23 protein-coding genes, 1 tRNA gene, 1 pseudogene and 1 riboswitch are annotated in these 23,709 nt (G+C 61.9%); of the genes and pseudogenes, 17 read left to right on the top strand and 8 right to left on the bottom strand.

Going from position 1 to position 23,709, the window contains the following annotated elements; translation table 11 throughout:
- Positions 1-29: 29 nt before the first annotated feature.
- Positions 30-740: an SIMPL domain-containing protein gene (locus RQ479_RS31405; RefSeq protein WP_023719319.1), complete on the bottom strand. Its 711-nt coding sequence runs from the start codon at positions 738-740 to the stop codon at positions 30-32.
- Positions 741-924: 184 nt separating this feature from the next.
- On the opposite strand from RQ479_RS31405, the gene RQ479_RS31410 reads away from it, so the two are divergent.
- The 6 genes and pseudogenes from RQ479_RS31410 to RQ479_RS31435 form a co-directional block, all read left to right on the top strand.
- Positions 925-1,000 (top strand) — tRNA-Ile (locus tag RQ479_RS31410).
- A 339-nt stretch (positions 1,001-1,339) separates the two neighbouring features.
- Positions 1,340-2,245 carry a tyrosine-type recombinase/integrase gene (locus RQ479_RS31415; protein ID WP_376703297.1) on the top strand — a complete coding sequence of 302 codons (906 nt, stop codon included), beginning with the start codon at positions 1,340-1,342 and terminating at the stop codon, positions 2,243-2,245.
- Positions 2,246-2,249: 4 nt separating this feature from the next.
- A complete protein-coding gene (locus tag RQ479_RS31420) occupies positions 2,250-3,443 on the top strand; it encodes an IS91 family transposase (RefSeq protein ID WP_376703298.1) in 1,194 nt (397 codons plus the stop codon).
- Positions 3,444-4,059: 616 nt separating this feature from the next.
- On the top strand, positions 4,060-4,941 hold the full coding sequence (locus tag RQ479_RS31425) for a metal-dependent phosphohydrolase (RefSeq protein ID WP_376703580.1): 882 nt from the start codon (positions 4,060-4,062) through the stop codon (positions 4,939-4,941).
- Positions 4,942-5,502: 561 nt separating this feature from the next.
- Positions 5,503-6,570 carry a cyclic nucleotide-gated potassium channel gene (locus RQ479_RS31430; RefSeq protein WP_376706055.1) on the top strand — a complete coding sequence of 356 codons (1,068 nt, stop codon included), beginning with the start codon at positions 5,503-5,505 and terminating at the stop codon, positions 6,568-6,570.
- Positions 6,571-6,592: 22 nt separating this feature from the next.
- Positions 6,593-6,696: pseudogene (locus RQ479_RS31435) on the top strand (carboxylesterase); the annotation flags it as partial.
- 237 nt (positions 6,697-6,933) lie between these two features.
- Here the strand turns inward: RQ479_RS31435 and RQ479_RS31440 are convergent.
- Entirely contained in the window at positions 6,934-7,833 is a 900-nt protein-coding gene (locus RQ479_RS31440; RefSeq protein ID WP_292661417.1) for a LysR family transcriptional regulator, read from the bottom strand.
- Between the two features lie 115 nt (positions 7,834-7,948).
- On the opposite strand from RQ479_RS31440, the gene RQ479_RS31445 reads away from it, so the two are divergent.
- Genes RQ479_RS31445 through RQ479_RS31460 form a run of 4 tightly spaced genes read left to right on the top strand, consistent with a single transcriptional unit; the run spans position 7,949 to position 11,678 of the window.
- On the top strand, positions 7,949-9,031 hold the full coding sequence (locus RQ479_RS31445) for a 4-oxalomesaconate tautomerase (protein WP_352917008.1): 1,083 nt from the start codon (positions 7,949-7,951) through the stop codon (positions 9,029-9,031).
- A gap of 45 nt (positions 9,032-9,076) precedes the next feature.
- Positions 9,077-10,078 carry an ABC transporter substrate-binding protein gene (locus RQ479_RS31450; RefSeq protein WP_376703581.1) on the top strand — a complete coding sequence of 334 codons (1,002 nt, stop codon included), beginning with the start codon at positions 9,077-9,079 and terminating at the stop codon, positions 10,076-10,078.
- Between the two features lie 12 nt (positions 10,079-10,090).
- A complete protein-coding gene (locus tag RQ479_RS31455; protein ID WP_376703582.1) occupies positions 10,091-10,921 on the top strand; it encodes an ABC transporter ATP-binding protein in 831 nt (276 codons plus the stop codon).
- Positions 10,905-11,678, top strand: coding sequence for an ABC transporter permease (locus RQ479_RS31460; RefSeq protein ID WP_352917045.1), 774 nt, complete (start codon positions 10,905-10,907; stop codon positions 11,676-11,678). The genes RQ479_RS31455 and RQ479_RS31460 overlap by 17 nt, the downstream gene beginning before the upstream one ends.
- Positions 11,679-12,322: 644 nt before the next feature.
- On the opposite strand, the gene RQ479_RS31465 is transcribed toward RQ479_RS31460, so the two are convergent.
- From RQ479_RS31465 to RQ479_RS31490, 6 genes are read right to left on the bottom strand one after another with little or no spacing between them, the layout of a single operon-like run.
- Complete coding sequence (locus RQ479_RS31465; RefSeq protein WP_376703583.1) at positions 12,323-12,916, bottom strand: HupE/UreJ family protein; 594 nt, start codon at positions 12,914-12,916, stop codon at positions 12,323-12,325.
- Between the two features lie 47 nt (positions 12,917-12,963).
- Complete coding sequence (locus tag RQ479_RS31470; protein WP_376703584.1) at positions 12,964-13,503, bottom strand: hypothetical protein; 540 nt, start codon at positions 13,501-13,503, stop codon at positions 12,964-12,966.
- A gap of 2 nt (positions 13,504-13,505) precedes the next feature.
- A complete protein-coding gene (locus RQ479_RS31475) occupies positions 13,506-14,714 on the bottom strand; it encodes an agmatinase family protein (protein WP_352467068.1) in 1,209 nt (402 codons plus the stop codon).
- Between the two features lie 11 nt (positions 14,715-14,725).
- Positions 14,726-15,535 (bottom strand): ATP-binding cassette domain-containing protein, encoded by an 810-nt coding sequence (locus tag RQ479_RS31480; protein ID WP_376703585.1) that lies wholly within the window; start codon positions 15,533-15,535, stop codon positions 14,726-14,728.
- Positions 15,532-16,410: an ABC transporter permease gene (locus RQ479_RS31485; protein ID WP_376706056.1), complete on the bottom strand. Its 879-nt coding sequence runs from the start codon at positions 16,408-16,410 to the stop codon at positions 15,532-15,534. Before RQ479_RS31485 ends, RQ479_RS31480 begins: the two co-directional genes overlap by 4 nt.
- Positions 16,411-16,448: 38 nt before the next feature.
- Positions 16,449-17,513, bottom strand: a complete 1,065-nt coding sequence (locus tag RQ479_RS31490) for a putative urea ABC transporter substrate-binding protein (protein WP_376703586.1) — start codon at positions 17,511-17,513, stop codon at positions 16,449-16,451.
- Positions 17,514-17,615: 102 nt separating this feature from the next.
- A riboswitch (guanidine-I (ykkC/yxkD leader) is annotated at positions 17,616-17,731 on the bottom strand.
- A 388-nt stretch (positions 17,732-18,119) separates the two neighbouring features.
- Here RQ479_RS31490 and RQ479_RS31495 point away from each other — a divergent pair.
- From RQ479_RS31495 to RQ479_RS31525, 7 genes are all read left to right on the top strand, one after another.
- Complete coding sequence (locus tag RQ479_RS31495) at positions 18,120-18,761, top strand: NADPH-dependent F420 reductase (RefSeq protein ID WP_376703587.1); 642 nt, start codon at positions 18,120-18,122, stop codon at positions 18,759-18,761.
- Entirely contained in the window at positions 18,758-20,257 is a 1,500-nt protein-coding gene (locus RQ479_RS31500) for an aldehyde dehydrogenase family protein (RefSeq protein ID WP_376703588.1), read from the top strand. The genes RQ479_RS31495 and RQ479_RS31500 overlap by 4 nt, the downstream gene beginning before the upstream one ends.
- Complete coding sequence (locus RQ479_RS31505; protein ID WP_376703589.1) at positions 20,254-21,024, top strand: type 1 glutamine amidotransferase domain-containing protein; 771 nt, start codon at positions 20,254-20,256, stop codon at positions 21,022-21,024. The genes RQ479_RS31500 and RQ479_RS31505 overlap by 4 nt, the downstream gene beginning before the upstream one ends.
- A 145-nt stretch (positions 21,025-21,169) precedes the next feature.
- Entirely contained in the window at positions 21,170-21,514 is a 345-nt protein-coding gene (locus RQ479_RS31510; protein WP_376703590.1) for a hypothetical protein, read from the top strand.
- A 75-nt stretch (positions 21,515-21,589) separates the two neighbouring features.
- The gene (locus tag RQ479_RS31515) at positions 21,590-22,384 is read left to right on the top strand and encodes an AraC family transcriptional regulator (RefSeq protein WP_352721408.1); all 795 of its coding nucleotides are present in this window, start codon (positions 21,590-21,592) and stop codon (positions 22,382-22,384) included.
- Positions 22,385-22,495: 111 nt separating this feature from the next.
- Entirely contained in the window at positions 22,496-22,669 is a 174-nt protein-coding gene (locus tag RQ479_RS31520; protein ID WP_376706057.1) for a YdeI/OmpD-associated family protein, read from the top strand.
- Positions 22,670-22,829: 160 nt separating this feature from the next.
- Positions 22,830-23,639, top strand: a complete 810-nt coding sequence (locus RQ479_RS31525; protein ID WP_376703591.1) for an MBL fold metallo-hydrolase — start codon at positions 22,830-22,832, stop codon at positions 23,637-23,639.
- Positions 23,640-23,709: the final 70 nt, after the last annotated feature.

Here is a 23,709-nt window from a genome sequence, read left to right on the forward strand (position 1 = left end):
TCCGGGGTTTTTCATGCTGCAAGCGATGATCATTTCAATTCGAAAGTCACCGTCACCTGTGCGGTATAGGAATTTTCGCCGGCTTGCACCGGGACCGACGCACCGGCGGCATCGAATGCCTTGGCGTTGATCGGCATCGGCGGTGGTGCGAAATTCTGGTCGGTGATCTCCAGGACCCGGCCGATGCCGACGCCGGCCGCTTCGGCCAGCGTCTTGGCCTTGGCCATGGCATTGGCGACGGCCTTCTTGCGCGCCTCGGTGACGGCTGCCGCCGGATCGTCGTTGGAGAAGGAGATGCCGCCGCCCTGGTTGACGCCGAGCGACACCGCCTTGTCGAGAATGTCGCCGGTCTTGTCGATGTCGCGGATGCGCACCGACAGCGTGTTGGTCACCTGGTAGGCGACAAGCTCGGCCTCCTGGCTGCCGTCGGGCTTGTTGGTGTAGTTATAGCGTGGGTTGATCTGGATGCCCGCGGTCTGCAGGTCGCGCTCCTTGATGCCGGACGATTTCATCGCGGCGATCACCGCGGCCATGGCGTCGTTATTGGCATCGAGCGCAGCACGTGCCGTCTTGGCCTCGCGCATGACGCTGAGCGTCAGCAGAGCCAGATCGGGTGCTATCGCCGCCTCGCCTTCGCCGGTGACGACGATGCGCGGCGGCGGTGGTGAATCGGCGGCGCCGGCGATCGCCGGAAATGCGATTGCGGCGGCAATTGCCAGGGGCAAAATACGTCTGGTCATGAAATCTCCTCGATCTGCGATCCCAAGACGGCCGAGTGTTGGGCGGCGTCCAATGGGCGACGTGCATTAGGTTATCAATATGGGCTGATTTGGGCGATCTCTGCCAGCCCCCTTGGAACGCCTGCTTGGAAAGCCCAGGGAAAGCCTTGTGCAGTTCAGGGAAAAACACTAATCCAGCGCCGTGGGGCCTGTAGCTCAATGGTTAGAGCCGGCGGCTCATAACCGCTTGGTTGGGGGTTCGAGTCCCTCCGGGCCCACCAAAGTATTGGATTTTATTGCGAAAAAGTGGCCTCGGCCCAAAACGTTTTGGGCCCATTATGGGCCTAAAAAAAAGGGCGGCCGATAAGCCGCCCTGCACCGGTCCGATTGAAACCATTCATTTGGATCTGGCTCGGTGCTGCAAAGACCGGTGGGGAACGGAAAGTCTGACCCGAAGCCGACGTACGTCTTCCACGACGCGAATGACAGCTTTGCGCCTGATGCACGAACCCGCTTCGCGGGAGGGGCACGTCGTTCTGAGATGGTGCGACAGGGATTGGTCTTGAGCGGGTAGTAGCTGCGATCCGACCATGGAGTTCCTTCAACGAGAGGAACTTGCCATGGATACTCTGTCGACCGATGCACCGATTACGCCGCTTCGCCAGCGCATGCAGCAAGATATGCTCATGCGGGGCCTGGGGCCCCATACCCAGCAGGACTACGTTCGTCACGTCCGGCGCTTCGCAGCCTTCCTCCGACGCTCTCCCGATACTGCGACGCCCGAGGACATCCGTCGCTTCCAGCTGTATCAGCATGAGAACGGCGTCGGGCCTGCGACCATCAACGGCGCGGTCTCAGCGTTGCGGTTCCTGTTCCTGATGACGCTGAAGCGGCGGGATCTGGCCCGTGTGCTGGTGATCATGCGCTATCCACGAAAGCTGCCAGACGTGCTGAGCGTGGAGGAAGCGGCGCGGCTGCTCGAAGCAGCACCTGGCATCAAGTACAAGGCCGCGCTCGGTGTTGCCTATGGCGCGGGCCTGCGCGTATCGGAGGTCGCGCACCTCAAGGTCGATGATATCGACAGCACACGCATGCTGATCCGGGTCGAACAGGGCAAGGGACGCAGGGACCGCAACGCCATGCTCTCGCCGCAACTCTTGGAACTGCTGCGGCTGTGGTGGCGCGAAGGCAAGCGTCGCGGGGTGATGCTTCCGCATGGCTGGCTGTTCCCGGGGCGCAGTTGCACCGATCCGATCTCGTCACGGCAACTACATCGCGCGGTTCAGGAAGCCGCCGAAGTCGCCGGTATCCGCAAGCGCGTCAGCCCGCATACGCTGCGGCACAGCTTCGCCACCCATCTGCTCGAGCAGGATATCGACATCCGCGTCATCCAAGTGCTGCTCGGGCACAGCAAGCTCGAAACGACAGCGCTCTACACCAAGGTCTCGACCCGGACGATCCACGCGGTCGCAGGGCCGCTCGACCGGCTGATGGCGCTGATGGAAGGCAAGACGCCTCCCGGCTGAACCGGTGCGGGGGGACCTGGAGGTCGCCGATATCTTCCGTGCTGCGGGTCCCGGATACCGGGTCGCCCATGCAGGGCACCTGAGCCAGCAGCATCTCAAGGTGATGTCGGCGATCGAGAACTGCCGCACCGCAGCCCTTGGCGGTCACGTCGAGGCCTGCGAGGACTGCGGCCAGTGGCGCATCGCCTACAACTCCTGCCGCAACCGGCACTGTCCCAGGTGCCAGGGCGCGGCCGCGCGGACATGGCTCGCCGAGCGCGAAGCCGACCTGCTGCCAGTGGGCTACTTCCATGTCGTGTTCACGCTGCCGGCCGAGGTCGCCGTCATAGCCTTCCACAACAAGGCGCTGGTCTATGACCTGCTGTTCCGCGCGGCATCGGAGACGATGCTGACGATAGCAGCGGACCCCCAGCATCTCGGCGCGCGCATCGGCATCACCGCCGTGCTCCACACGTGGGGCTCGGCAATGACGCACCATCCTCATGTCCACATGATCGTGCCGGGCGGCGGCATCGCGCTCGACGGGACCCGCTGGATCTCCTCGCGCCCGGCCTTCCTCCTTCCGGTGCGCGTGCTCGGCAAATTGTTCCGCCGCCTGTTCCTCGCCCGGCTGATCGCACTGCACGATGCTGGACGGCTCGCCTTCTTCGGATCGATGGCGCACCTCGCCGAGCGACGGGCCTTCCTACGCCACCTGGCTCCCCTCAAGAAGAAGCGCTGGGTGGTCTACGCCAAGCCGCCCTTCGCCGGTCCCGAGGCGGTGCTCGCCTATCTGTCGCGCTATACCCACCGGGCCGCGATCTCGAACCGCCGCCTGATCGCCTTCGAAGAGGCTGGCGTCACCTTCCGCTATAAGGATTACCGCCGCGACGGCACCGACCGGCAGCAGGTCATGACGCTCGCCACAGACGAGTTCATTCGCCGCTTCCTGCTCCATGTCCTCCCGCGCGGCTTCCATCGCATCCGCCACTATGGCTTGCTTGCAGGCGGCTCTCGCAAGGACTGCCTCGCGCGCGCCCGCCAACTGCTGGCGGTCGCGCCTGCCGTCACGAACGATCCTCCGGCGGAACCGGACGACTTCCGCCGGCCGTGCCCATGCTGCGGCGGGCGTATGATCGTCATCGAGGTGTTCGAACGGTGCAGCCAGCCGCGCGGACCGCCGGGCGCACGGATGACGAACCGGGAGACCGCCCCATGACCCGGCATGGCCGGTCTGGCCACACACCCGCGCTACGCCGGCGCGGGTCAACGGAAACGCCTGTGCGCTTCGCTGTGGCGCCAGTCTCCCGGGACCCAAACCACACCGTCCTCATCGCGACAGGCTACCCGACCAGGCCGGAAGGCTACTTCCTCGACGCCCTGACAGCACCGCGCGCGGACGTTCGCGACAGGCGCCGGCACACCTCGAAACACAAATCCCCATAGCTCGCCGCCTGCTGCCCGCGGGTTCCTGCATGAGAGGCTTTCGTACGCCTGACGGCACCCGAAACCCTTCGCAATGTCGGACGTAGAGACCAGCTTTGCCACTTCCTGAAAGCAGACATCGCTGGAAACGACGCTAGAGTCGTGGATGCCCGGTCGAGATGAGCCTCGAAGCATGGATAAAGATGGTCCACGGCAGTCGCGCCGACGGTGCAGATAGCACCGACAGCGGCCACGGCCTCGTGAGAGGCGATGGCGACCGCAGCAGCATTCGGTAGTCGCCGCTGCCTTTGGGGCCTTGGTCCTAAGATAAGATCTACGCCGGAACCGTGCTAGGATGGCCGCCACGCGGCGCGACTTGTCGTGCTTCAAAGCGCTCAGGAACGATTGTAATGCTCAATCCAATCTCCATAATGGCCGACCGGCTCGGCGATTATCTGTCAGAACTCTATCTCCAGTATTTCTCGCATCGCAATCCGGAATATGCGAGTTACATAGGCGGGGCGGCCCGCCTTGTCCTGGAGCGCATCGGCAATTCGAACGCGCTCTATCACAACATCGAGCATACACTGATGGTTACGCTCGCTGGCCAGCAGATCATCCGCGGCCGGCTGCTTTCGGAATCCCTGACTCCCGATGACTGGCTGCATTATACCTGCGCGCTGCTTGTCCACGACATTGGCATGGTGCACGGCGTATGCCGGGGCGACACCGAGGACAGCTTCGTCATTAACGACGCTGGCGACCGCCATACGCCACCGCGGGGCGCCTCCGACGCGGTTCTTGCGCCCTATCATATCGAGCGCGCCAAGATCTATGCGCGCCAGCGTTTTGCTTCGTCGAAGTTCATCAACGAGGAGCGCATTGTCGAGGCGATCGAGATGACGCGCTTTCCGGTGCCGAACGATCCGGCCTACCAGGTCACCAACACCGAGCCGGCGCTGGTCAGGGCCGCGGACCTGATCGGCCAACTCGCTGATCCCTTCTACCACCGCAAGCTGCCGGCGCTATTTGCCGAGTTCTCTGAGATCGGAATGGTGGAAAAGCTCGGCTGCAAGACCGCCGCCGATCTCGGCGCCATCTTCACCGATTTCTTCACGCTGCAGGTCGAGCCCTATATCGGCGACGCGATCCGTTATCTGGAGCTGACGACCGAAGGCAAGCAGTGGATCGCCAACCTCCACAGCAACCTCTTCCAGTCCGGGCATCGCCCGGCCAGGATCGGGCCGTTCCCCGGCGTGTTGCAGCCGACCTCGGCGAGCCTTTCGGTGTAACTTAAGAGCCCGGGATTGTTTCCTTTTCCACCTGTGCCAAGCCGGCATCCGGCGGCTGTCGACGAAGATGAACGCCGGGTCGAGCTGCCTTGCCACGATCGCGAGAAGGCGAAATGCTCAACATGCCGCATTTGGGGTTCTCGACGGCATTGAGGCTTGCCCGGACCGGAATCCGGACGAAACCCTGATGGCGAACCGGTTGAGATTGGCCGATGAGGTTCGGCTGGCCTGTTAGCTCAGGCCGGAAGGCGAGTTTGGCGCCCGACGCCTGGTACTAGACGAACCGACATGATGATCACCAACCAGCTTGGCGCTTCTGCCGCGTCGCGTTGCGGCGTCCGATATGTCAGTTTTCCGTCGCGATCCCATGTCGTCTTTTCTCCGAAGCTGACCTTCGCGGAACCTATTGCAATTGTCCGAATCGGGTTGTGGCGTGTCAGTTCACTTTCCCGGACATCTGAGTTCACCGTTGGTGATGCACATCGCAGCGACAGTAAGCACCTTTGCGCTTGCCTTGAAGGCATCCTATTCTGGAGGGTAGTAGCCGCTCGTGGGCATAGAATGTCGGTACTGCGTTTCTTAAGAATTTACGCGCCGCTCAACGCGCTGCTGGCTGCGACTGGGCTTGTGGCGGTGGCTACGCTCACGACACCGGATATGTCCGGACGAAGCAGACTGGCTCTGGCTGCCGTGCTCGCGGTCATTTGGGGCGTCTATCTTCTGGAACTGGCCGAGACGCTGCTCAAGCGCCGGGCGGGAGACGTTCGGGACAGGACGGCGGCAATCGCCATTGATGTGCTCGCGGTTTTGGTTCCACTAGCCGCATTTCTGCTCGTCGGCACGCCCGACCGGAGCCTCTACTGTGCTGTCTGGCTGCTGAAACCGCTGCGCGACTCGACTTTCTTCCCGCTGCTGGGCAGGATCCTGACCAACGAAGCGCGCAACCTGATCGGCGTCACCACGGTCTTCGGCATCGTTCTATTCGGTGTTTCGCTCGCGGCCTATGTCATCGAGCGCGACGTCCAACCGGAAAAGTTCGGCAGCATCCCCCAGGCAATGTGGTGGGCGGTGGTCACGCTGTCCACTACCGGCTATGGCGACGCTATTCCGCAAAGCTTCGCCGGCCGCGTCCTTGCCGGGGCGGTCATGATGAGTGGCATCGGCATCTTCGCGCTCTGGGCTGGCATTCTTGCCACCGGCTTTTACCAAGAAGTCCGTCGCGAGGATTTCGTCCGTAATTGGCAATTGGTCGCCGCCGTGCCGTTGTTTCAGAAGCTCGGCCCGGCCGCGCTAGTCGAGATCGTGCGCGCATTACGACCTCGCATCGTGCCGGCGGGCGCTGTGATCTGCCGCAATGGCGAGACCGGTGATCAGATGTTCTTCGTCGTGGAGGGGCGCGTCAGCGTCGCGACGCCGAACCCGGTGGAGCTTGGCCCTGGCGCCTTCTTCGGCGAGATGGCGCTGATCAGCGGCGAGCCGCGCTCGGCGACCGTCAGCGCCATAACGGTGGTCTCACTCCTGTCGCTGCACTCGGCGGATTTCCAGATGCTGTGCAGCAGCAGCCCGGAGATCGCGGAAATCATCCGTAAGACCGCGCTCGAGCGGCGCGGCGTGGTACCTAAGGGTTGACCGTACTAGGTGTTCGTCAGGAGGAGGATGCGACGGCAAGCTGCCAATTGCCTGCCGATGGTGGCTGGCTGGAACTACATGATGCGGCTCTATCGGCCACGCGCGGAGGTTCTGGACGGCACGTAGAAGTTCGGTCATTCAGAGGGCCGCAACTGTGCTTGCGCTATCATATCAGAAAAACCTAATGTAAGCCGCGTCTGGCCATTGAGCGCGCCCGCGGCGCAGTCGAATTGGCCGCTATCCATCGGGTGGGCATGTGGAGCACGCAAAGGGAGGACAAAATGAGACTGGCTAAGTCATTTGCATTTGCTGCTTTCTGCGCTCCCGGCGGCTATGGTGCAACCGTGAACTTCCTAAGGCATTTCAATCAGTTCCCCATACGTCGATCAGCATCTTGAGAAATCGCTCTGCCGCCGGCGACAAGGTGCCGCCGCGACGGCGAACCACGCCGATAGTGCGTGATATCTCGGGATTGCGGATGGGGCGGGTAATCAGAAAAGGATGGTCTTCTTGCGGGGTTGCCATTCGTGGCAGCACCGAAATCCCGAGGCCTGCCTCCACCAGCCCGAGGGAGGTGGACAGATGCGTTACCTCGTAGAACCAGCGAAGCTTGATGTTCGATTTGGCCAGTGCCGCGTCGAGCAGCGTTCTGTTGCCACTTGATCGATGAACCGTGATCAGATGATAGGGCTCCAACTCCGCCCACTCCACCCATGGTTTTGCTGCAAGCAGGTGATCCTTGCGCGCTGCAAGCACGAATGGGTCTTCCGCGAGCCGCTCGAAGGTCAGGTCCGGATCGGACGTGCCCATGATGTTTATGCCGAACTCCACCTCCCCGCGTGCCACGGCCTGAAGACCGTCGGTCGCCGGCAAGTCCAGGATGCGAAAGCGGATGTTCGGGTACTCCTCATTGAACTGTCGGATGACGGTGGGCAGGAAGTAGAATGCCGCGGTAGGGAGGCATGCGATCGTCACCAATCCGCCTCGATTGGGTCCAACGTCACGGACAGCAAACAGAGAGCCATCGAACTCCTCCAGCATGCGTCGGACGAGCGGCACGAGCTCTGTACCCAGAGCAGTCGCGGATACACGCCTGGTCGTCCGCTCCAGGAGGGGCGACCCGATAACCTGTTCCAGCTTTTGAATGCGTCGACTCAACGCAGGCTGTGACAGATGCAAGGCGTCGGCCGCGCCATGGAAGCTCTCCAACTCTACGACGCTCAGGAAGGCGCGAAGGTCAAGGATCTCGCAATTAATGCTCATCTTGCATCAATCCCCCGATTCTTAGCATTTCACAAATAAAAGCCTTCTTCCGATAATTGGATCAAAGAGCGCTGATTGATACGGCGGTGACATAATTCTGATGGAAGCACAAGCGATGAACGACCTGTTCGCGATCCCTTGCGTCCTGATGAGAGGCGGCACCTCGAAGGGTCCGTTCTTCCTGGCAAGCGATCTTCCCGCGGCTGCCGCGCAGCGTGACGAGATCCTACTGTCCGTCATGGGCTCGGGCCATCCGTTACAGATAGACGGCATCGGTGGCGGCAACCCGGTCACGAGCAAGGTGGCTATCGTCGGACCTGCCAGCATTCCTGGCGCCGACGTGGACTATCTCTTTGCCCAGGTGCGGGTCGATCAACAGATTGTCGACACTTCGCCGAACTGCGGCAATATGCTGGCTGCGGTCGGTCCGTTTGCCATCGAAGCTGGACTTGTCCCGGTTCGTGGCGAAACGACGCTCGTCCGAATCCACAACGTCAACACCAGCAAGCTGATCGAGGCCGAAGTTCCCACTCCAAACGGCAGCGTCTCCTATCTCGGTGAAGCTGCGATTGACGGCGTGCCCGGCCGTGCGGCGCCAATCGCACTGACCTTCATGGACGCAGCGGGGGCCCGTACGGGACAGCTGTTTCCCACAGGCAGACCAGTCGACTTGATCGATGGTGTGGCTGTCACCTGCATCGACTGCGCCATGCCGATGATATTGATCGAGGCAAACTCGATCGGCGCAAGCGGCTTCGAGTCAGCGGCTGAACTGAATGCCGATAGGGAATTGCTAGCGCGGCTGGAAAAGCTGCGCATCGCCGCCGGCGAACTGATGGGCCTTGGAGACGTTTGCAATCAGGTAACGCCGAAGCCGGTGCTCATTTCCCGGCCAACGTCGGGAGGCGATATCAGCGTACGGTATTTTATGCCTCATCAATGTCATCCGTCGCTGGCAACCACGGGCGCCGTAGGGATCGCCACTGCCTGTATCAGCCAGGGCACGGTTGCGTCGCTCCTGATCGGCGTGCGTGCGCCCCCAGTCGTGCTTTCCATAGAGCATCCAAGCGGCCACCTGGACGTCAAGCTGTATGAAAGGGACGGCAAAGTCGTCGCCGGAATCCTTCGCACCGCCCGCCGGCTGTTCGAAGGACATGTATTCGCAAAACCTGTCACGCAACTGGGTTGCGCGGCATAATAACCGTGGCCGCCGGGAGGGCGCCACAAACAGGAGGAGAATATTATGCGCAAGCTCATGCTCGCCCTCGCGGCAACCGTCGCGTTTGTCGGCTCCGCGTTCGCGGAACCGGTCCGCATCAGCGTCGGCTCTTACAATCTCAACAATCTTCCATTTCCGGTCGCCCAGGGGCTCGGCCTTTATGAAAAGGAAGGCCTGGAGGTGACCGTCGAAAACTTCGCATCGGGCGGGTCAAAGACACTTCAGGCGCTTGTTGCCGGCTCGACTGATATCGCCGTCGGCTTCTACGACCATACGATCCAGATGCAGGCGCAGAAGAAGGCCGTCGTGGCCTTTGTGCTACTCGCTCGCAATTCCGGTCTCGTGCTGGCAGGCGGCAGCAAGAGCACGTTCGACCCGGCAAAGCCTGAAACGATCAAAGGTGCGAAAATCGGTATTACTTCGCCGGGCTCGTCTTCCGACTTTTTCGTTCGTTACTATTTGCAACGCCACGGACTGACCGCGGACGACATTTCGCTGATCGGCGTCGGCTCCGGCTCCGCCGCCGTTGCGGCGATCGAACAAGGAAAGGTCGACCTGCTCGTCAACTACGATCCGGCGGCGACCATCATCGAAGCCAAGGGTGTCGGCAAGATCCTGATCGACGCGCGCAGCGACGAGGGCGCCAAAGCGATCTACGGTGGGATCTACCCGACCTCGGTCCTATATGCCACGCAGAGCTTTATCGAGGCCAATCCGGAAACCATCCAGAAAGTCACCAATGCGACTGTCAAAGCGCTTGCGTGGATGGATAGCCACTCCGCTGAAGAGATCGTCGAAAAGCTGCCGAAGGAGTTTATTTCCGGCGATCGTGACACCTACGTCAAGGCGGTCGAGAACGCGAAAGCGATCTTCTCAAAGGACGGGCGCATCAACGAGGAAGACATCAAGACGCCGCTCGCCGTCCTGAAGAGCTTCAACGAAAAAGTCGCCGCGGCTGAAATCGATCTTGCGAAAACCTACACGAACGAGTTCGTCGGCAAGGTCCCGAACGTCCCCGCCAACTGACAGGAGGAGGTCATGGCATTGGCCATAGTAAAAACCGCCCCCCCGGCGAACAACCGTCATCAAGCAAAGTCGATGGTTTCCCTCGACGCGGTCACCATGGCCTTCGGTGCCTATGTGGCGGTGCAAGATGTAAATCTGAAGGTCTCCGATGGCGAGTTCCTCGCCATCGTTGGCCCAACCGGCTGCGGCAAGAGCACGATACTCAATGCGGTTGCCGGCCTGCTGAAACCAGCGAGTGGCACCGTATCAATCGATGGTCAGCCGGTGCGCGGGATCCAGAACGATATCGGCTATCTCTTCCAGCAGGATGCATTGCTTCCGTGGAAGACCGCGATCGAGAACGTGGAACTCGGCCCCATGTTCAAGGGTGTCGGCGCTGCCGATCGTCGTGGGCGATCGATGAGATGGCTGGCGAAAGTCGGGCTCAAGGGCTTCGAGCATCGCTATCCGCATCAGCTTTCAGGCGGTCAACGCAAGCGGGTGCAGATGGCACAGGTGCTGATTACTGGTCCCAAGGTTATCCTGATGGACGAGCCTTTCTCGGCGCTGGATATTCATACCCGCCACCTGATGCAGAATGAGCTGTTGCGGCTTTGGCAGGAGGAGCGGCGCGCCGTTGTGATGATCACACACGACCTGGAAGAGGCAATTGCTCTCGGTGATCGGGTCGTGGTGCTTGCCGCCGGACCATGCTCGCACGTGATCGACAGCTTCCCCGTCGACCTTGAACGCCCACGCGACGTCGCCGAAATCAAGCTCGATCCACGCTTCATGGATCTTTATCGCAGTATATGGTCGTCCCTGCGCGGCGAAGTGGAGAAAAGCTATGAACGCCACGACTGAACGCTCTATCCAGGCCGCGCTTTTGGTGGCAATTGTCGGCGGCTGGCAGCTCGGTGTTATGGCAGGGGTGATCGACGTCTTCTTTTTTCCGGCGCCGGTGGACATCTTCAAACAGATTGTATCCTGGGTGATAGACGCCAGCTTTTATAGACATGTAGCGATCACCCTGACGGAAACCGTGCTCGGCTATTTGGTCGGAACGGCACTTGGCGTGGCGGCAGGCGTATGGCTCGGTCTCAGCCGTTCGGCCGCGCGCATTCTGGATCCTTTCATCAAGGGCCTGAATGCAATTCCCCGTGTCGTGCTTGCGCCTATCTTCGTACTTTGGCTCGGCCTCGGTCTCTGGTCCAAGGTGGCGCTCGCGGTCACGCTTGTGTTCTTCGTCACCTTCTTTAACGCCATGCAGGGCGTCCGTGAAGTGAACCCGGTGGTGCTATCGAACGCCCGCATTCTGGGAGCCAAGCGGTCCGACTTGCTTCGCCACGTCTACTTCCCCGCGGCGGCAAGCTGGATTCTGTCGTCGTTGCGCACATCGGTCGGCTTTGCCGTCGTCGGGGCGATTATCGGCGAATATCTTGGCGCTTCGGCCGGGCTAGGCTATCTGATCGCTCAGGCGGAAGGCAATTTTGATGCGGTCGGCGTCTTCGCAGGCATCCTGATCCTGGCGATCTTCGTGCTGATTATCGACAGCATCCTGGACGTCGCTGAGAAGCATCTCATCAAGTGGCGACCGAGTGCTACCGAACGGCCTGCATAACGATCATTAGCGGGGACCGAGAAGCCTGTTCACTGGCGTTCTCCCTTGGCCAAGAAGGGAGAAGCCCACTCACTGGGAGGTATCGACTTTCCAGCCCTCCAAGTTCCGTTCCCCTCAGAGTTGTTTGGGCGGAGCCTACCAGCATAATGGACGGCGATCGGCCGGGTGACGAGTCGGCGGAACAGTTCCCCGAGCACCGGCACTGGAGGAGGAAGGTCGGGCGCGATGACATCCACCTGCTTCCGTCCGGCGCCATGCGGCTGCCCGGCATGACATGCGGATGGTGCCGCAGCGCCCGTTCCGATGAGTGGGAACATAGGTGCAATGCCAGTGCGTGCACCGAGATGCTTGGGATCCGCCCCGATCGTCGGCATCGTCTGCGACCCCCTGCTGGCACAATTCTGCCCTCAGGCGCGAACCGGTTCGCGCCTGAGCGCAGAATACTCATGGTTCAGGGAAGCCTCTATGCGCATAGGAACAACCGCGGCCGGCACGAAGCCGGTCGCGGGTTTGATCTCGGGCGGATGTGATCAGAGCCGCTCAGCCCGGATTTTCAGGATCTGATACAGCATGTTCCGAATTCCCTGCCAAACGGTCAGCCGCTTGGTCATGCCTTCCCCTCCTGTTCATCGCAGATGCCTGGGTCAGATGATCTGTGCTGCCAACGCCATACCGACCACCGACGTGCCGACCCCTGCCGTGCGGATGGCTCCCGGCCAGCGCCGAAGTGTCAGGGCGGCCAACGCGCCGGTCGTGTGAAGAGCCGAGGTGGCGACCACGAAGCCAACCGCATAAGCGATGCCGCTGGCGGTCTCGGGAATTTCGACGCCGTGGGCATTGCCGTGGAAGAGGGCGAAGAGGGCAGTCAGCGAGGCAGCCACAGCGAGCGGAAACGGCTTGGCAAGCATCATCATGGCGCCGAAGACTACCAGCGATAGCGCTATGCCGGTTTCCAGTGAGGGCAGGCCGATGCCGGCGATACCGAGCAGGGCGCCAGCGATCATCGCCGAGACAAAGCACGACGGCACGATGATGATCCCCCTGCCGCCGGCGCGAGCGGCAATGATGCCTACAGCCATCATGGCAAGCAGGTGGTCCATACCGGCCAGCGGGTGCTGAAGGCCGTCTACAAACCCATGGGCATGAAAACCGCCGCTATGGGCGAAGGCCAATGAGGGGATGAGGGTTGTGGCGGCTGCCAGGGCGAGTCTGCCGAAGAATGAAAGCGTTCTGTTCATGGTTCTGGACCTGTTTGATAGAGGTGCGATCGGTTCAAGGCCGGTGCTCATTGTCCGGCCCCTGGCATGGTGAATTGTGCGGCGCCGGACCTGTCCGCCAGAAGCCGCGCCTCGCCGAAGTCGAGGGGTCTTTGTCCACTGCCGTCATGGTAGACGAAGGCCAGGCGGCGCCGGCGCGACGTCAGTTTCGCGGGCAGCGGGTGATAGGTGACGCCGGCGCCACCAATCAGCGGCATGACGGCGCCGACATCGACCATGTCCTGCGTCTCGACGCGCAGGAGATGCAGCCGCATGCCGTCGGCGGTTTCGCCGACGAAGGGAATTCCGGCGAGGCGCAGGAAACTGGAGGGGTCGGGCGCCCGCGAAAACCCTTCGAGAAACGCGATCTCGACGAGATCGAGATCCGTCGCCCGCGCGTCGGTGGGTTCGGGCGCATGGTCGTGCGGTAGATGCGGTGTCTGCCATTGCAACGGCTTGCCGACCGGCCCGTTGTGGCCGACGGGGTGCGGATGGTGATGATGGCCGTTCGGCCCGTGATGGTGGCCGTCGCCATGGTCATGGCTGAGGTGACGATGATCGTCGTGCATGGTCAAAAGCTCGTCGGCTTGTCGATGATGGATTTGTGCTTGCCGAGATTGCCGTGCGCGACCATCGAGCCGAGCGCCTCGACGACCACCCGCACGCCAAACAGCGCCGTGATGTCCGACGTGTCGTAGGGCGGTGACACCTCGACCACTTCCAGTCCACAGATGCCGGGCGCAGAGACGAGCCCGAGCAGCTTCAGCGCCTCGCGCGGCAGGAACCCGCCCGGCTCCGGCCAGCCCGTGCCCGGCACGAAACCGCAATCGATGCTGTCGACATCGAAGGAGATGTATACGGCGTCGGTGTCCTTCCATGCGAGCTCGAGCGCGATCTCCGCCGCCTTCTCCAGCCCCATCTGTTCGATATCGGAAATCGTCAGCACGTTGGTGCCGCGCTTCCGCGCCTCGGCGACGCCGTAGCGGGGCACCTGCCAGCCGCCGATGCCGAGTTGCACCAGATTGGTGGCCGAGACGTTCGGCAAGTTGGTTGCCCAGTACCAGGGCGTCGTATGCATGCGCTCGTCGAGATCCTTTTCCTGGATGTCGATGTGGCGATCGAAATGGATGATGCCGATGCGCTTGGAGGTCACGTCGGCAATGCCGCGCACGCACGGAAACCCGATCGAATGGTCGCCGCCCAGCATGATCGGCAGCGCGCCGGACGAGGCGACATGGCTGACGCCCTTGGTGATCTGGTCGAAGCTCTTTTCGAGATTGGCGGGGATGGTGAAGACGTCGCCGGCGTCGCAAAGCGTCATCTGCTCGCGCAGGTCGACACCGAGCTCGTAATTGTAAGGCGTGTAGAGCGCCGAGATGCGGCGAATGCCTTGCGGCCCGAAGCGGGTTCCGGGCCGGTAGGTGGTGCCGCTGTCGAAAGGAATGCCCATGACGGCAGCGTCATACCTGCCGACATCGCGGACGTTCTCGACATAGGGCGCCTTGAGGAAGGTGTTGATGCCGGCGAAATGCGGCAACTCGCCTCGCGCGAATGTCGGGATCGACTTGTCGATGATCGAATCCGATCCGGGCAGGCCCATGTCGAGTGCCCATTTCTGTTCCTTGCGCCAGCCATCCTCGGGCAGCTTTCCTTCCGCCTCGATCGACTTCCAGCCCTGCATGTCGCGGATCTCGAAGTTCGGATGGTGGAAGCGTTGGCGTGGCTGGCGGTCGGTGAGCCCGGCGCGGCGATACCGGCGTTCTGGACTATCTCTGTGCATGAAAACCTCCTTCACGACGCCGTCGTCGCGATTGCGCTATCCAGTCGGGTCGTCCCGACCATCGCGGCCACTTCGGCCACGTCTCGTGCGGAAGCCCGGTGCTTGCGGTCGAGCTTCAGATCGTAGGTGATCGTCGCGCCATAGGCGGACGGGAACTGGGGGTCGTGGCGCACCTTGTCGAAGACGAGCACGCGGGTGCCGAGCTTGAATGCCTCGCCTATATCGTGGGTGACCATGACGACGGTCATGCCGTGTTCGGTCCAGAGCTCGGTAAGCAGCTCATGCATCTCGATGCGAATGCCGGGATCGAGTGCGCCGAACGGCTCGTCGAGAAGCAGGATCTGCGGCCGGCCGAGCAAGGTCTGAGCGATCGCCAGCCGCTGCTGCATGCCGCCAGAAAGCGAGGCCGGATAGAGGTGGCGCGCATAGGCGAGGCCCACGCGTTCCAGCATGGTTTCGGCCTCTTGCCTGGCGCTTTTGCGCCTGGCGCCGAAGACGCGGCCGAATGGTCCGCCCGAACGGAAGTCCTCGACCAGCAGCAAGTTCTGCAGCGCGGTCAGATGCGGAAACACGGAATAGCGCTGGAAGACGATGCCGCGCTGCGGCGTCGGCTCCGGCACGATCGGCTGGTCGCCGACGACGACCACGCCGCCGCTTTGCTGTTCCTGGCCAAGCAGGATGCGCAGGAACGTCGATTTTCCACAACCGCTGGCGCCAACCAGCGACAGGAATTCACCCGCTTCGGCGGAGACGTTGACCCGTTCCAGCACGCGGGCGTCGCCGTAGCTCTTCTCCAGCCCATGGACGAGGATCCGGCTCATCTGGTCCGCACCGGATGAGCCCAGGGCGAGATGATGTGAGAGAGCCGCACGAGTAGCCAGTCGGTCATCACCGCAAGCAGCGTGATCCAGGCGACGTAAGGCAGGATGACGTCCATCGACAGATAGCGACGAACGAGGAAGATGCGGTAGCCGAGCCCCTCGGTGGAGGCGATGGCTTCTGCCGCGATCAGGAACAGCCATGCCGGCCCAAGCGCCAGCCGTACGCACGTGATGAGACGCGGCATCACCTGTGGCAGCACCAGCCTGAGCACCATGGTCCAGCTGTTGCCGCCGAGCGTCTGTGCCTTGGCGACGAGCTCCGGCGGCAATTCCATCACCCGGTTGGCGATGTCGCGCACCATGACCGGCGCGACGCCGAGAGCGATCAAGGTGATCTTGGCCGTTTCGCCGAGGCCGAGCGCAATGAACAGGATCGGCAGCAGCGCCAGTGGCGGGATGACGCAGACAACTGTGACCAAGGGCAGCAGAAACGCCCTGACGCGCGGGATGAAACCTATCGCGACGCCGAGGCTGAGCGCCACCAGCGTGGCCATGCCGACTCCGGCGAATAATCTGATCAGGCTGGCATAGGTGTCGGCCCACAGGATCAGGTCGCCGGAGCGCTTGTCCGGCACTGTCGCCAGGTCTGAAAAGGCCGACCACATCTGTGCAGGGGAGGGCAGCAGCTTGTCGCTGGGATTGACCGCCAGCCTTTGCGCCGAAGCGAAGAGATAGGCAATCGCCACGGCGGCAAACGGCAGCGTCCCAAGCAGCAACGCTCCGCCGCGGGAGACCGTCGCGTTGATGATGCGAAGCCGCGCTTTCGGCCTGCTAAGCTGCAGGCGCGCGACTTCGGGGCCTACTGCGGCCTGCATGATGCCGGTTCCTCTGGCTAGCATGTCGCGCTCCCCCGTCAGAGCGTTCCGCCCGCTGCCTCTGCCATAAAGGCCGGATCGAAGCGCAGCTTGACGTTGTTGACGTCGCCCAGCGTCGAGTCATCGGGGAAGCTCATGCCGATCACGTCGACGCTCGGCGCGTTGGTACCAAGAATGCCGTGGCTGAACAGGAAGTTGCGCACCAGATCCATGGTCTTCGGCAGTTCGGCGCCGTTGGTGAATGCGACCGCCTTGGCCGGCTCGAAGAACATCGCCGTTGATGCAAGCTGAGCGTCGAAACCGGCAAGATCCGTCCCCGACGCCTTGGCCATCTCTTCCTTGGCCGCCTTGCCTTCGGGCGTGCCCGAGGTCATCAGCGCCATGGCTTCATACCATGCACCGACAAGCGCCTTGCCCAAGGCCGGATTGTCCTTCAGCGTCGCGGTGTTGACGACCATCATGTCGATGATCTCGCCGGGAATCTCAGTCGAATCAAATACCTTGTAGGCGCCCGGCATGGCGGCGATTTCCGAGACCAGCGGATTCCAGGTGACGACCGAGGTGACATCGCTGGTGCCGTAGGCAGCGACCATGTCGGCATCAGAGGTGTTCACCACCGTAATGTCCTTTTCGGCCAACCCCACCGTCTCCAGCGCGCGCGCAAGTAGGTAATGTGAGACGGAAAGCTCGACGAGATTCACCTTCTGGCCGGCAATATCCTTGAGCGCGGCCTTGTTCTTGAGGATGACCGCGTCGTTGCCGTTGGAGAAATCGCCGACGATCAAGGCCGTCGTGTCGACACCGCCGCCGGCGGGGATCGAAAGCGCATCCATGTTGGTCATTGAACAGCCGTCAAAGCCGCCGGCGGTGTACTGGTTGATGCTCTCGACATAGTCGTTGATGCGGGTGATCTCGACATTGATGCCGTATTTGTCGGCCCATTTCTTCATGATGCCGCTGTCGGAAAGATAGCCCCACGGCATCCATCCGACATAGATCGACCAGCAAATCTTGAAGTCTTTCTTGGGCGCCGCTTCCGCGGCCGATATGGAGGGAACGCTGAGTGAAGCGGCTAGGATGATTGCGGCCAGTTTGCGAAGCATGGCATACCCCTGTTTGCGATCCGGATTGCGTCCGAACGTCTGTTTGGGGGGTTCACGGAGCGCGCATCCGGGAGAGGTTCGCGCCAGCAAACCCGTGCAGGGTTCTCCCGGGATTTTGGCCCGCCGTGTTCCGCCGGATGCTTCAATGCATCCATGGCGGTCGCGTCTCTTGGACCAGCACCGTGATCGACACGGCCGGAACCCTAGACGCTCTGCACGTGAATAACGAAGCAAGGGGCGTGCCAGTCCGGAAAGCCGTCCTGAGGCGGCCTTTCCCCGGATTTGCAGACAATCGCGTTATGCTGATGCCACAAAAGTCATCGCAACGCCGACGGATTAGGCAAAGAAAATCTAGCGTCAACCAATGTGAGCAGCCTTGTGCCCTGGGGAACTCCGCTGAGAAAATGGCACCCTGCCCCATAGTCGCCCCGCACATATATCCCCAGTAGGGACACATTCAGGGGAGGGCGTGACTGCGCGGCGGATCCGCATGCCAATTGGCGCCGACCCATGTGACGAGTGCGCCCGATCGTGCAAGGGCAATTCGTGAAATAAGCGCGACTGCAATGGTGCTAGGCAAGCCCGATCGCGTGTCGGGAGGCAGTTGTGAAAGTTGCGATCATCGGACCAGGCTCGCTCGGGAAGGCCTTGGCGAAATGTCTTGGCCTCGCCGGGCACGAAATTCGCCTCAGCTTCAGTCGCGACGAAGGCAAGTTGCGCGCAATCGCGGCAACCCTCCGTGTCGGCTTCGGTGCCCCCGACGAAGTAGCGAGATGGGCCGACGTAATTGCCCTGGCGACGCCATGGCCGGCTCTCGAGTTGGCGATGGACGCGCTTGGCGATTTGTCCGGCAAGATCGTCTGGGACAATACCAATGCAGTCGCGCCTGACCTTTCCACGATGCTGCTAGGCACTACGACGTCGGTAGGCGAGGAGGTTCAGAGGCTCGCGCGGGGCGCGCTTGTCGTCAAGTGCATTCCGACCTTTGCCGAATTGCTTGACAGGGATGATCCGCGTCTCAACGGCGATCCGGTGACGAGCTATGTCGCCGGCAATGACGCAGATGCCAAGGCGGCGGTTTGCCGGCTTCTCGCCGATCTGCCGACAATGCCGGTCGATGTCGGCGATCTCACGGCCTCGCGCCTGATCGAGCCGATGATGCTGCTATTGGTCCAGCTCGCCTATCGGCACGGGATGGGGCCGACAATTTCCTTCAATCTCATTCGACAGGACGGAACCGGTTCATGACTGATTATCTACCCGCGCCGCGCAAGGCGATTCCAGTAGGACGTCTGCTGATCGATGGCCAATGGCGCGATGCCGTCAGTGGCGAGACTTCGACGACTTTTGATCCGACCACGGAGGCGGCGATCACCAATATTGCGAAGGCGGGCGTCACCGATACGAGCGATGCCGTCGCGGCCGCGCAGCGGGCTTTCGAGCAAGGACCCTGGGCGCGGATGCATCATGAGGAGCGCGCCAAGATCCTGTTTCGCATCGCCGATCTGATGGACGAGCGGGCCGAGGATTTCGCGGTGCGCGAGGCGATGGATATGGGTATGCCCTATCGCGATTTCCGCGATATCATCATGCCGCACTGCTCGGGACTGTTCCGCTTTCACGGCGGGCTCGCCATGAGCGCGATGGACGGCGCCTATCGTACCAGCTACGAACCAAATATCAGGATCCTGACGCGGCGTGAGCCGCTCGGCGTGGTCGCTGCGATCACCCCGTTCAATTTTCCCCTCGCGCTGTCCTGTTCGAAAATCGCGCCGGCACTCGCGGCGGGTAACACGGTCGTTCACAAGCCTGCGACCGACACGCCCCTGACGGCCCTCGCCCTGGCGCAAGTCATCCTCGACGCGGGCGTGCCGCCAGGCGTCTACAATCTCCTCACCGGGCCGGGCGGCACCATCGGCGACGCGCTGGTCAACGATGCCCGCGTCGACAAGATCGCCTTCACCGGGTCGACCGCCGTCGGCCAGGGCATCATGCGCAACGGTGCCGGGACGATGAAACACCTGACCATGGAGCTCGGCGGCAAGAGTCCCAATATCGTTTTTGCCGATGCCGATATCGATGCCGCGATACAGGCAGCCTTCTGGGGCATCTTCTGGAACAAGGGCGAGGTCTGCGTCGCCGGATCGCGCCTGCTGGTCGAACGCGCCTGCTATGACGAGGTTGTCGAGAAGCTGAGCGCCATGGCGAAGTCGGCGACGCTCGGCGATCCGCTGGACCCTGCGACCATGATCGGGCCGATCGCGTCGCGCGGCGAGTATGACAAGGTCTTGAGCTATGTCGAAGAGGGCAAGCACACCGCGCGACTGACCGCGGGCGGCGGCACCCGCCAGGTCAACGGCAAGGGCCTCTTCATCGAGCCGACCATCTTCGCCGATGCGACCAAAGACCTAAGGATATCGCGCGAAGAGATTTTCGGCCCCGTCCTGCCGGTGATTCCATTCGACAGCGAGGAGGACGCGATCCGGATCGCCAACGACACCAGCTACGGGCTCGCCTCGGGCATCCAGACCGGCGATCTCGGCCGCGCCTTGCGGCTCGCCGACCGGATCAAGGCAGGCACGGTCTGGCTGAACTGCTGGCACAAATACCATCCTAATGCGCCGTTCGGCGGCTTCAAGATGAGCGGCTATGGCCGCGAGCAGGGCCGCGAGGCGTGGGAAAGCTACACCCAATACAAGACGATTTGGGCAAATCTTGGCGAACCAGTCGAGATGGCGCGATGAGCGTGCGCGATTCCAACCCACTCGACCCGCGGCATCCCAAACGCGTCGCGATGGTCCTTTCAAACCCGGCTGTTTCAACCACCACAGGCTGGCCGGTCGGGTTTTGGTGGAGCGAGTTAACTCATCCCTGGCTCGCCTTCACCGAGCGCGGATACGAAGTCGCGATCTTCTCGCCTGAGGGCGGCAAATGCGAGGCGGATGCGTTGAGCGATCCGCGCGATCCGTCCGGCTATTCGGATACGGATCTGATCTCGCTCGGTTTCCTGTCGACGCCGAAACTGGCGGCGCTGGTGGAGACGACCCGGCCCATCGCAGAGCTGTCGGTCGACGCGTTCGACGCGATCGTCGTCGCTGGCGGCCAGGCGCCGATGTTCACCTTCGAAGGCGCAACCGAGTTGCAGCGGCTGTTCGTCAACTTTTTCGTGGCCGGCAAGGTCGCGGCCGCCTTGTGTCATGGCGTCGCGCTGCTGCGCTACGCGCGCCTCTCAACCGGCGAGCTGCTGGCCAAAGGGCGCACTGTTACCGGTTTCGCCAATGTCGAGGAAGACTTCGCCGATAATGCCGTCTGGGAGATGGGCGCGCTGCCGCACGGTACGCATCTGATGCCATGGCGGATCGAGGATGAGATGCGTGCGCTCGGCGCGAATTATGTTCATGCCGGGCTGTGGCGCGATTTTGCCGTGCGCGACGGCAATTTGATCACCGGCCAGCAGAACTTCTCCGGAGCGGCGACCGCCCGTCTTGTCATCGAGGCGCTTGGTGGCTGAGGAACCAAGGCCGCTCCTGTCGGTGAAGTTCGGGAGTCAAACTCGCCGTCAGGACGGCGATGCCAAACGACGTAGGCCCAATAGGATCCGGGGCCCGTCCAAGAACTCCACTTCAAACAACCACTATCAGCAGCGAGGATGAACCATGGCCGTAGTGACGACACTTGATATTGCCGGCCTGACGGCCGAAGATTATAGCCGCATCCTCGATCGGATCGGCGTGGAGAAACGGCCGGCTGGCGGCATCTACCAGCACATCGCGCATGCCACCGACGATGGCTATCGCATCATCGAGATATGGGACGACAAGACAGGCCTGGAACTCTTCTTGCAGGACACATTGTTTCCCGCCGCACAGGAACTACAAATTCAGCGTGAAATGACCATTATGACCCAGACACTGCACAACATCTTTGTGCCCCGGATTGGTGAACTGACTGCCCTGGCAAATGATGCGCCTGGTGGACCAGTCAAACGGGCAAAAGTGTAGGCGTCAAGGATCGAGGATGCGGCGATCGATCATCGAAGTCCTGCAGGAACTTGCGTCCGGGCGCCCGGTACAACGATGGTGACCGCGGCAAGTGCAAAGAGGTTGTTCTTTCCTGCCGGCGACTATCGCCATGCGCCGGCCGGAGTCGTTCAGCTGCGTGTGATTCGCAGCGGTTCATCCTATGCAGAGATCGATCTTGGCCGCGGGCTGCGGCGCGTCTTCACCCGCCCCGGCGACCTGCTGCTCAGCCTTCCCGAGCGTGCCACGCGGTTCAAGATCGAGGAGCCGCGCGAGCTGACGATGATCACCGTTGACTCCGCTCTGGCATCAAGGCTCCTGGTATCCGCAGGCGGGACCCCCGAGGACCTGGTAATCCTGACCGATCGACCGATACGCGATTCGCTGGTGGCCGAGTTGTGCCGACGCCTCGAAGGCGACCCGCCAGCCAACCCCATCGTCCGCGAATGGACGCTGGGCCTGGTTTTCGCGAACCTGCTCCGTCTCGGGCATGCACGTCAGCGGCAGCAGAAGTCTCCGGTCCTAACCTCGCAGCGGTTCGACCGGGTTCTCGCTGCGATTGACGGCGATCTGGAAAAGGGGGTGTCGATCGACCATCTTGCCGGAATCGCGGGAATGCCACGACGCGCCTTCACCGCCGCCTTTCGCGAGGCGACGCAATTGCCGGTACATCAATTCATTTTACGCCGCCGCGTTGATCGCGCGGTCGAGCTTTTGGAAAATAGCGATCTGCCGCTGGCCGAGATTGCTCAGCACGCGGGTTTCACTCACCAGGCCCATATGAATCGCGTCGTGACCCGATTGAAAGGGCTGTCGCCAGGCCGGCTGCGGTCTCGCAGGCGCGAGGGCTGACTTGTGATCTATTCCAGCATCAGGATTCGAATGGCGGAGACGTGATTTGCTGAAAGTCCGTTGGCTAAAATGCCCGACAGTTTGCGTGCAGAGCTCGAGGCCGCAAATCTGATGCCTGCTTTCAAGCAACGGCCTCCCTATCAGCGTAATGATTACTTGCATTGGATCGAGCGCGCCCGTCACCCGGAAACACGCCGAAAGCGCATAAATCAGATGATTGACGAGCTTACGAAGGGAGGAATCTACATGGGCATGCAACAAGAGCTGGCATCGCCGCGAAGCTAGCAGATCGGTCACCGATCATTTTCCAATCCGTGGCTTATCGAGATCGGGTGCTTTCCGGATTAATCTTCATCGGTTTCCCCGCGCTTTTGCGCAGAGGATGCAGAGAGCCAATAGTGACAATCGAACCTATCCTCCATTTTAGTTTGCGGCGGGTGGCCTTATGATCGTGACATCGCAAAGCAACAACGTGCTCGGCAGCACGTCGGGACGGTGGCGCGTCTGGTCGCTCTCGGACGGTTACATCGAGATGTCGGCGGACCTTCTACGAGACCCGCAGGATAATCCGGTGCCGCAAGCTCTGCAGGCAGAGCCGCTTCGCCTGTCTGTCAATTGCTTCGCCCTCGCAGGTCCAGGCGTTGACGGCGTTCTGATCGACAGCGGAGGAGGGGGCTGGGCCCCGACAGTGGGGTGTCTTGAGCAGGCCATGGCGGAAGCCAAGATCGACCCGGCTTCGATCACGGTCTTGGCGCTCACCCACGCCCATCAGGATCATGTGCACGGACTTTTGACCCCCGACGGCCGAGTGCTCTTTCCAAACTTGAAGGCGATCGTAATTCCCGAGGCGGCTGTGGAGGGCTTTTTCGCTTACGCGCACCTTGCGCAGTTCCGGCCCCTGCTGAAGCCCGTCCAGAATGGCGACCAGGTGGGTGAGCGATTGAGGGCGGTCGCCCTGCCCGGTCATGCTGCCGGTCATACCGGCTACGCGTTCGACACGGACGAGGACCGTTTCCTATTTTTCGGGGACATCGTTCATGTGCCGGCCTTGCAGTTCGGCAATCCCGCGTTCAGTTGGGGCTATGACGACGATCAGCTGACCGCGCGCACAACCCGCCTAAAGGTTTTCAGTGACGCGGCCGAGGTGGGGACGTGGATCGCCGGCGCGCACCTTGGCTGGCCGGGCATCGGTCGCGTGGTGCGTCAGGGCGAAGCATACGGCTATGAGCCGGCAGAAGGACGAGTGACCGGATAGGCAGCGTGGTGCTGACCGGTTATACCGCTCTCTCCGCCCAAGGATCTCGAGCAGCGCGCCGCACTCCGGC

This window comes from Mesorhizobium sp. ISC25 (genome assembly GCF_042295465.1).
GTDB lineage: Bacteria > Pseudomonadota > Alphaproteobacteria > Rhizobiales > Rhizobiaceae > Mesorhizobium.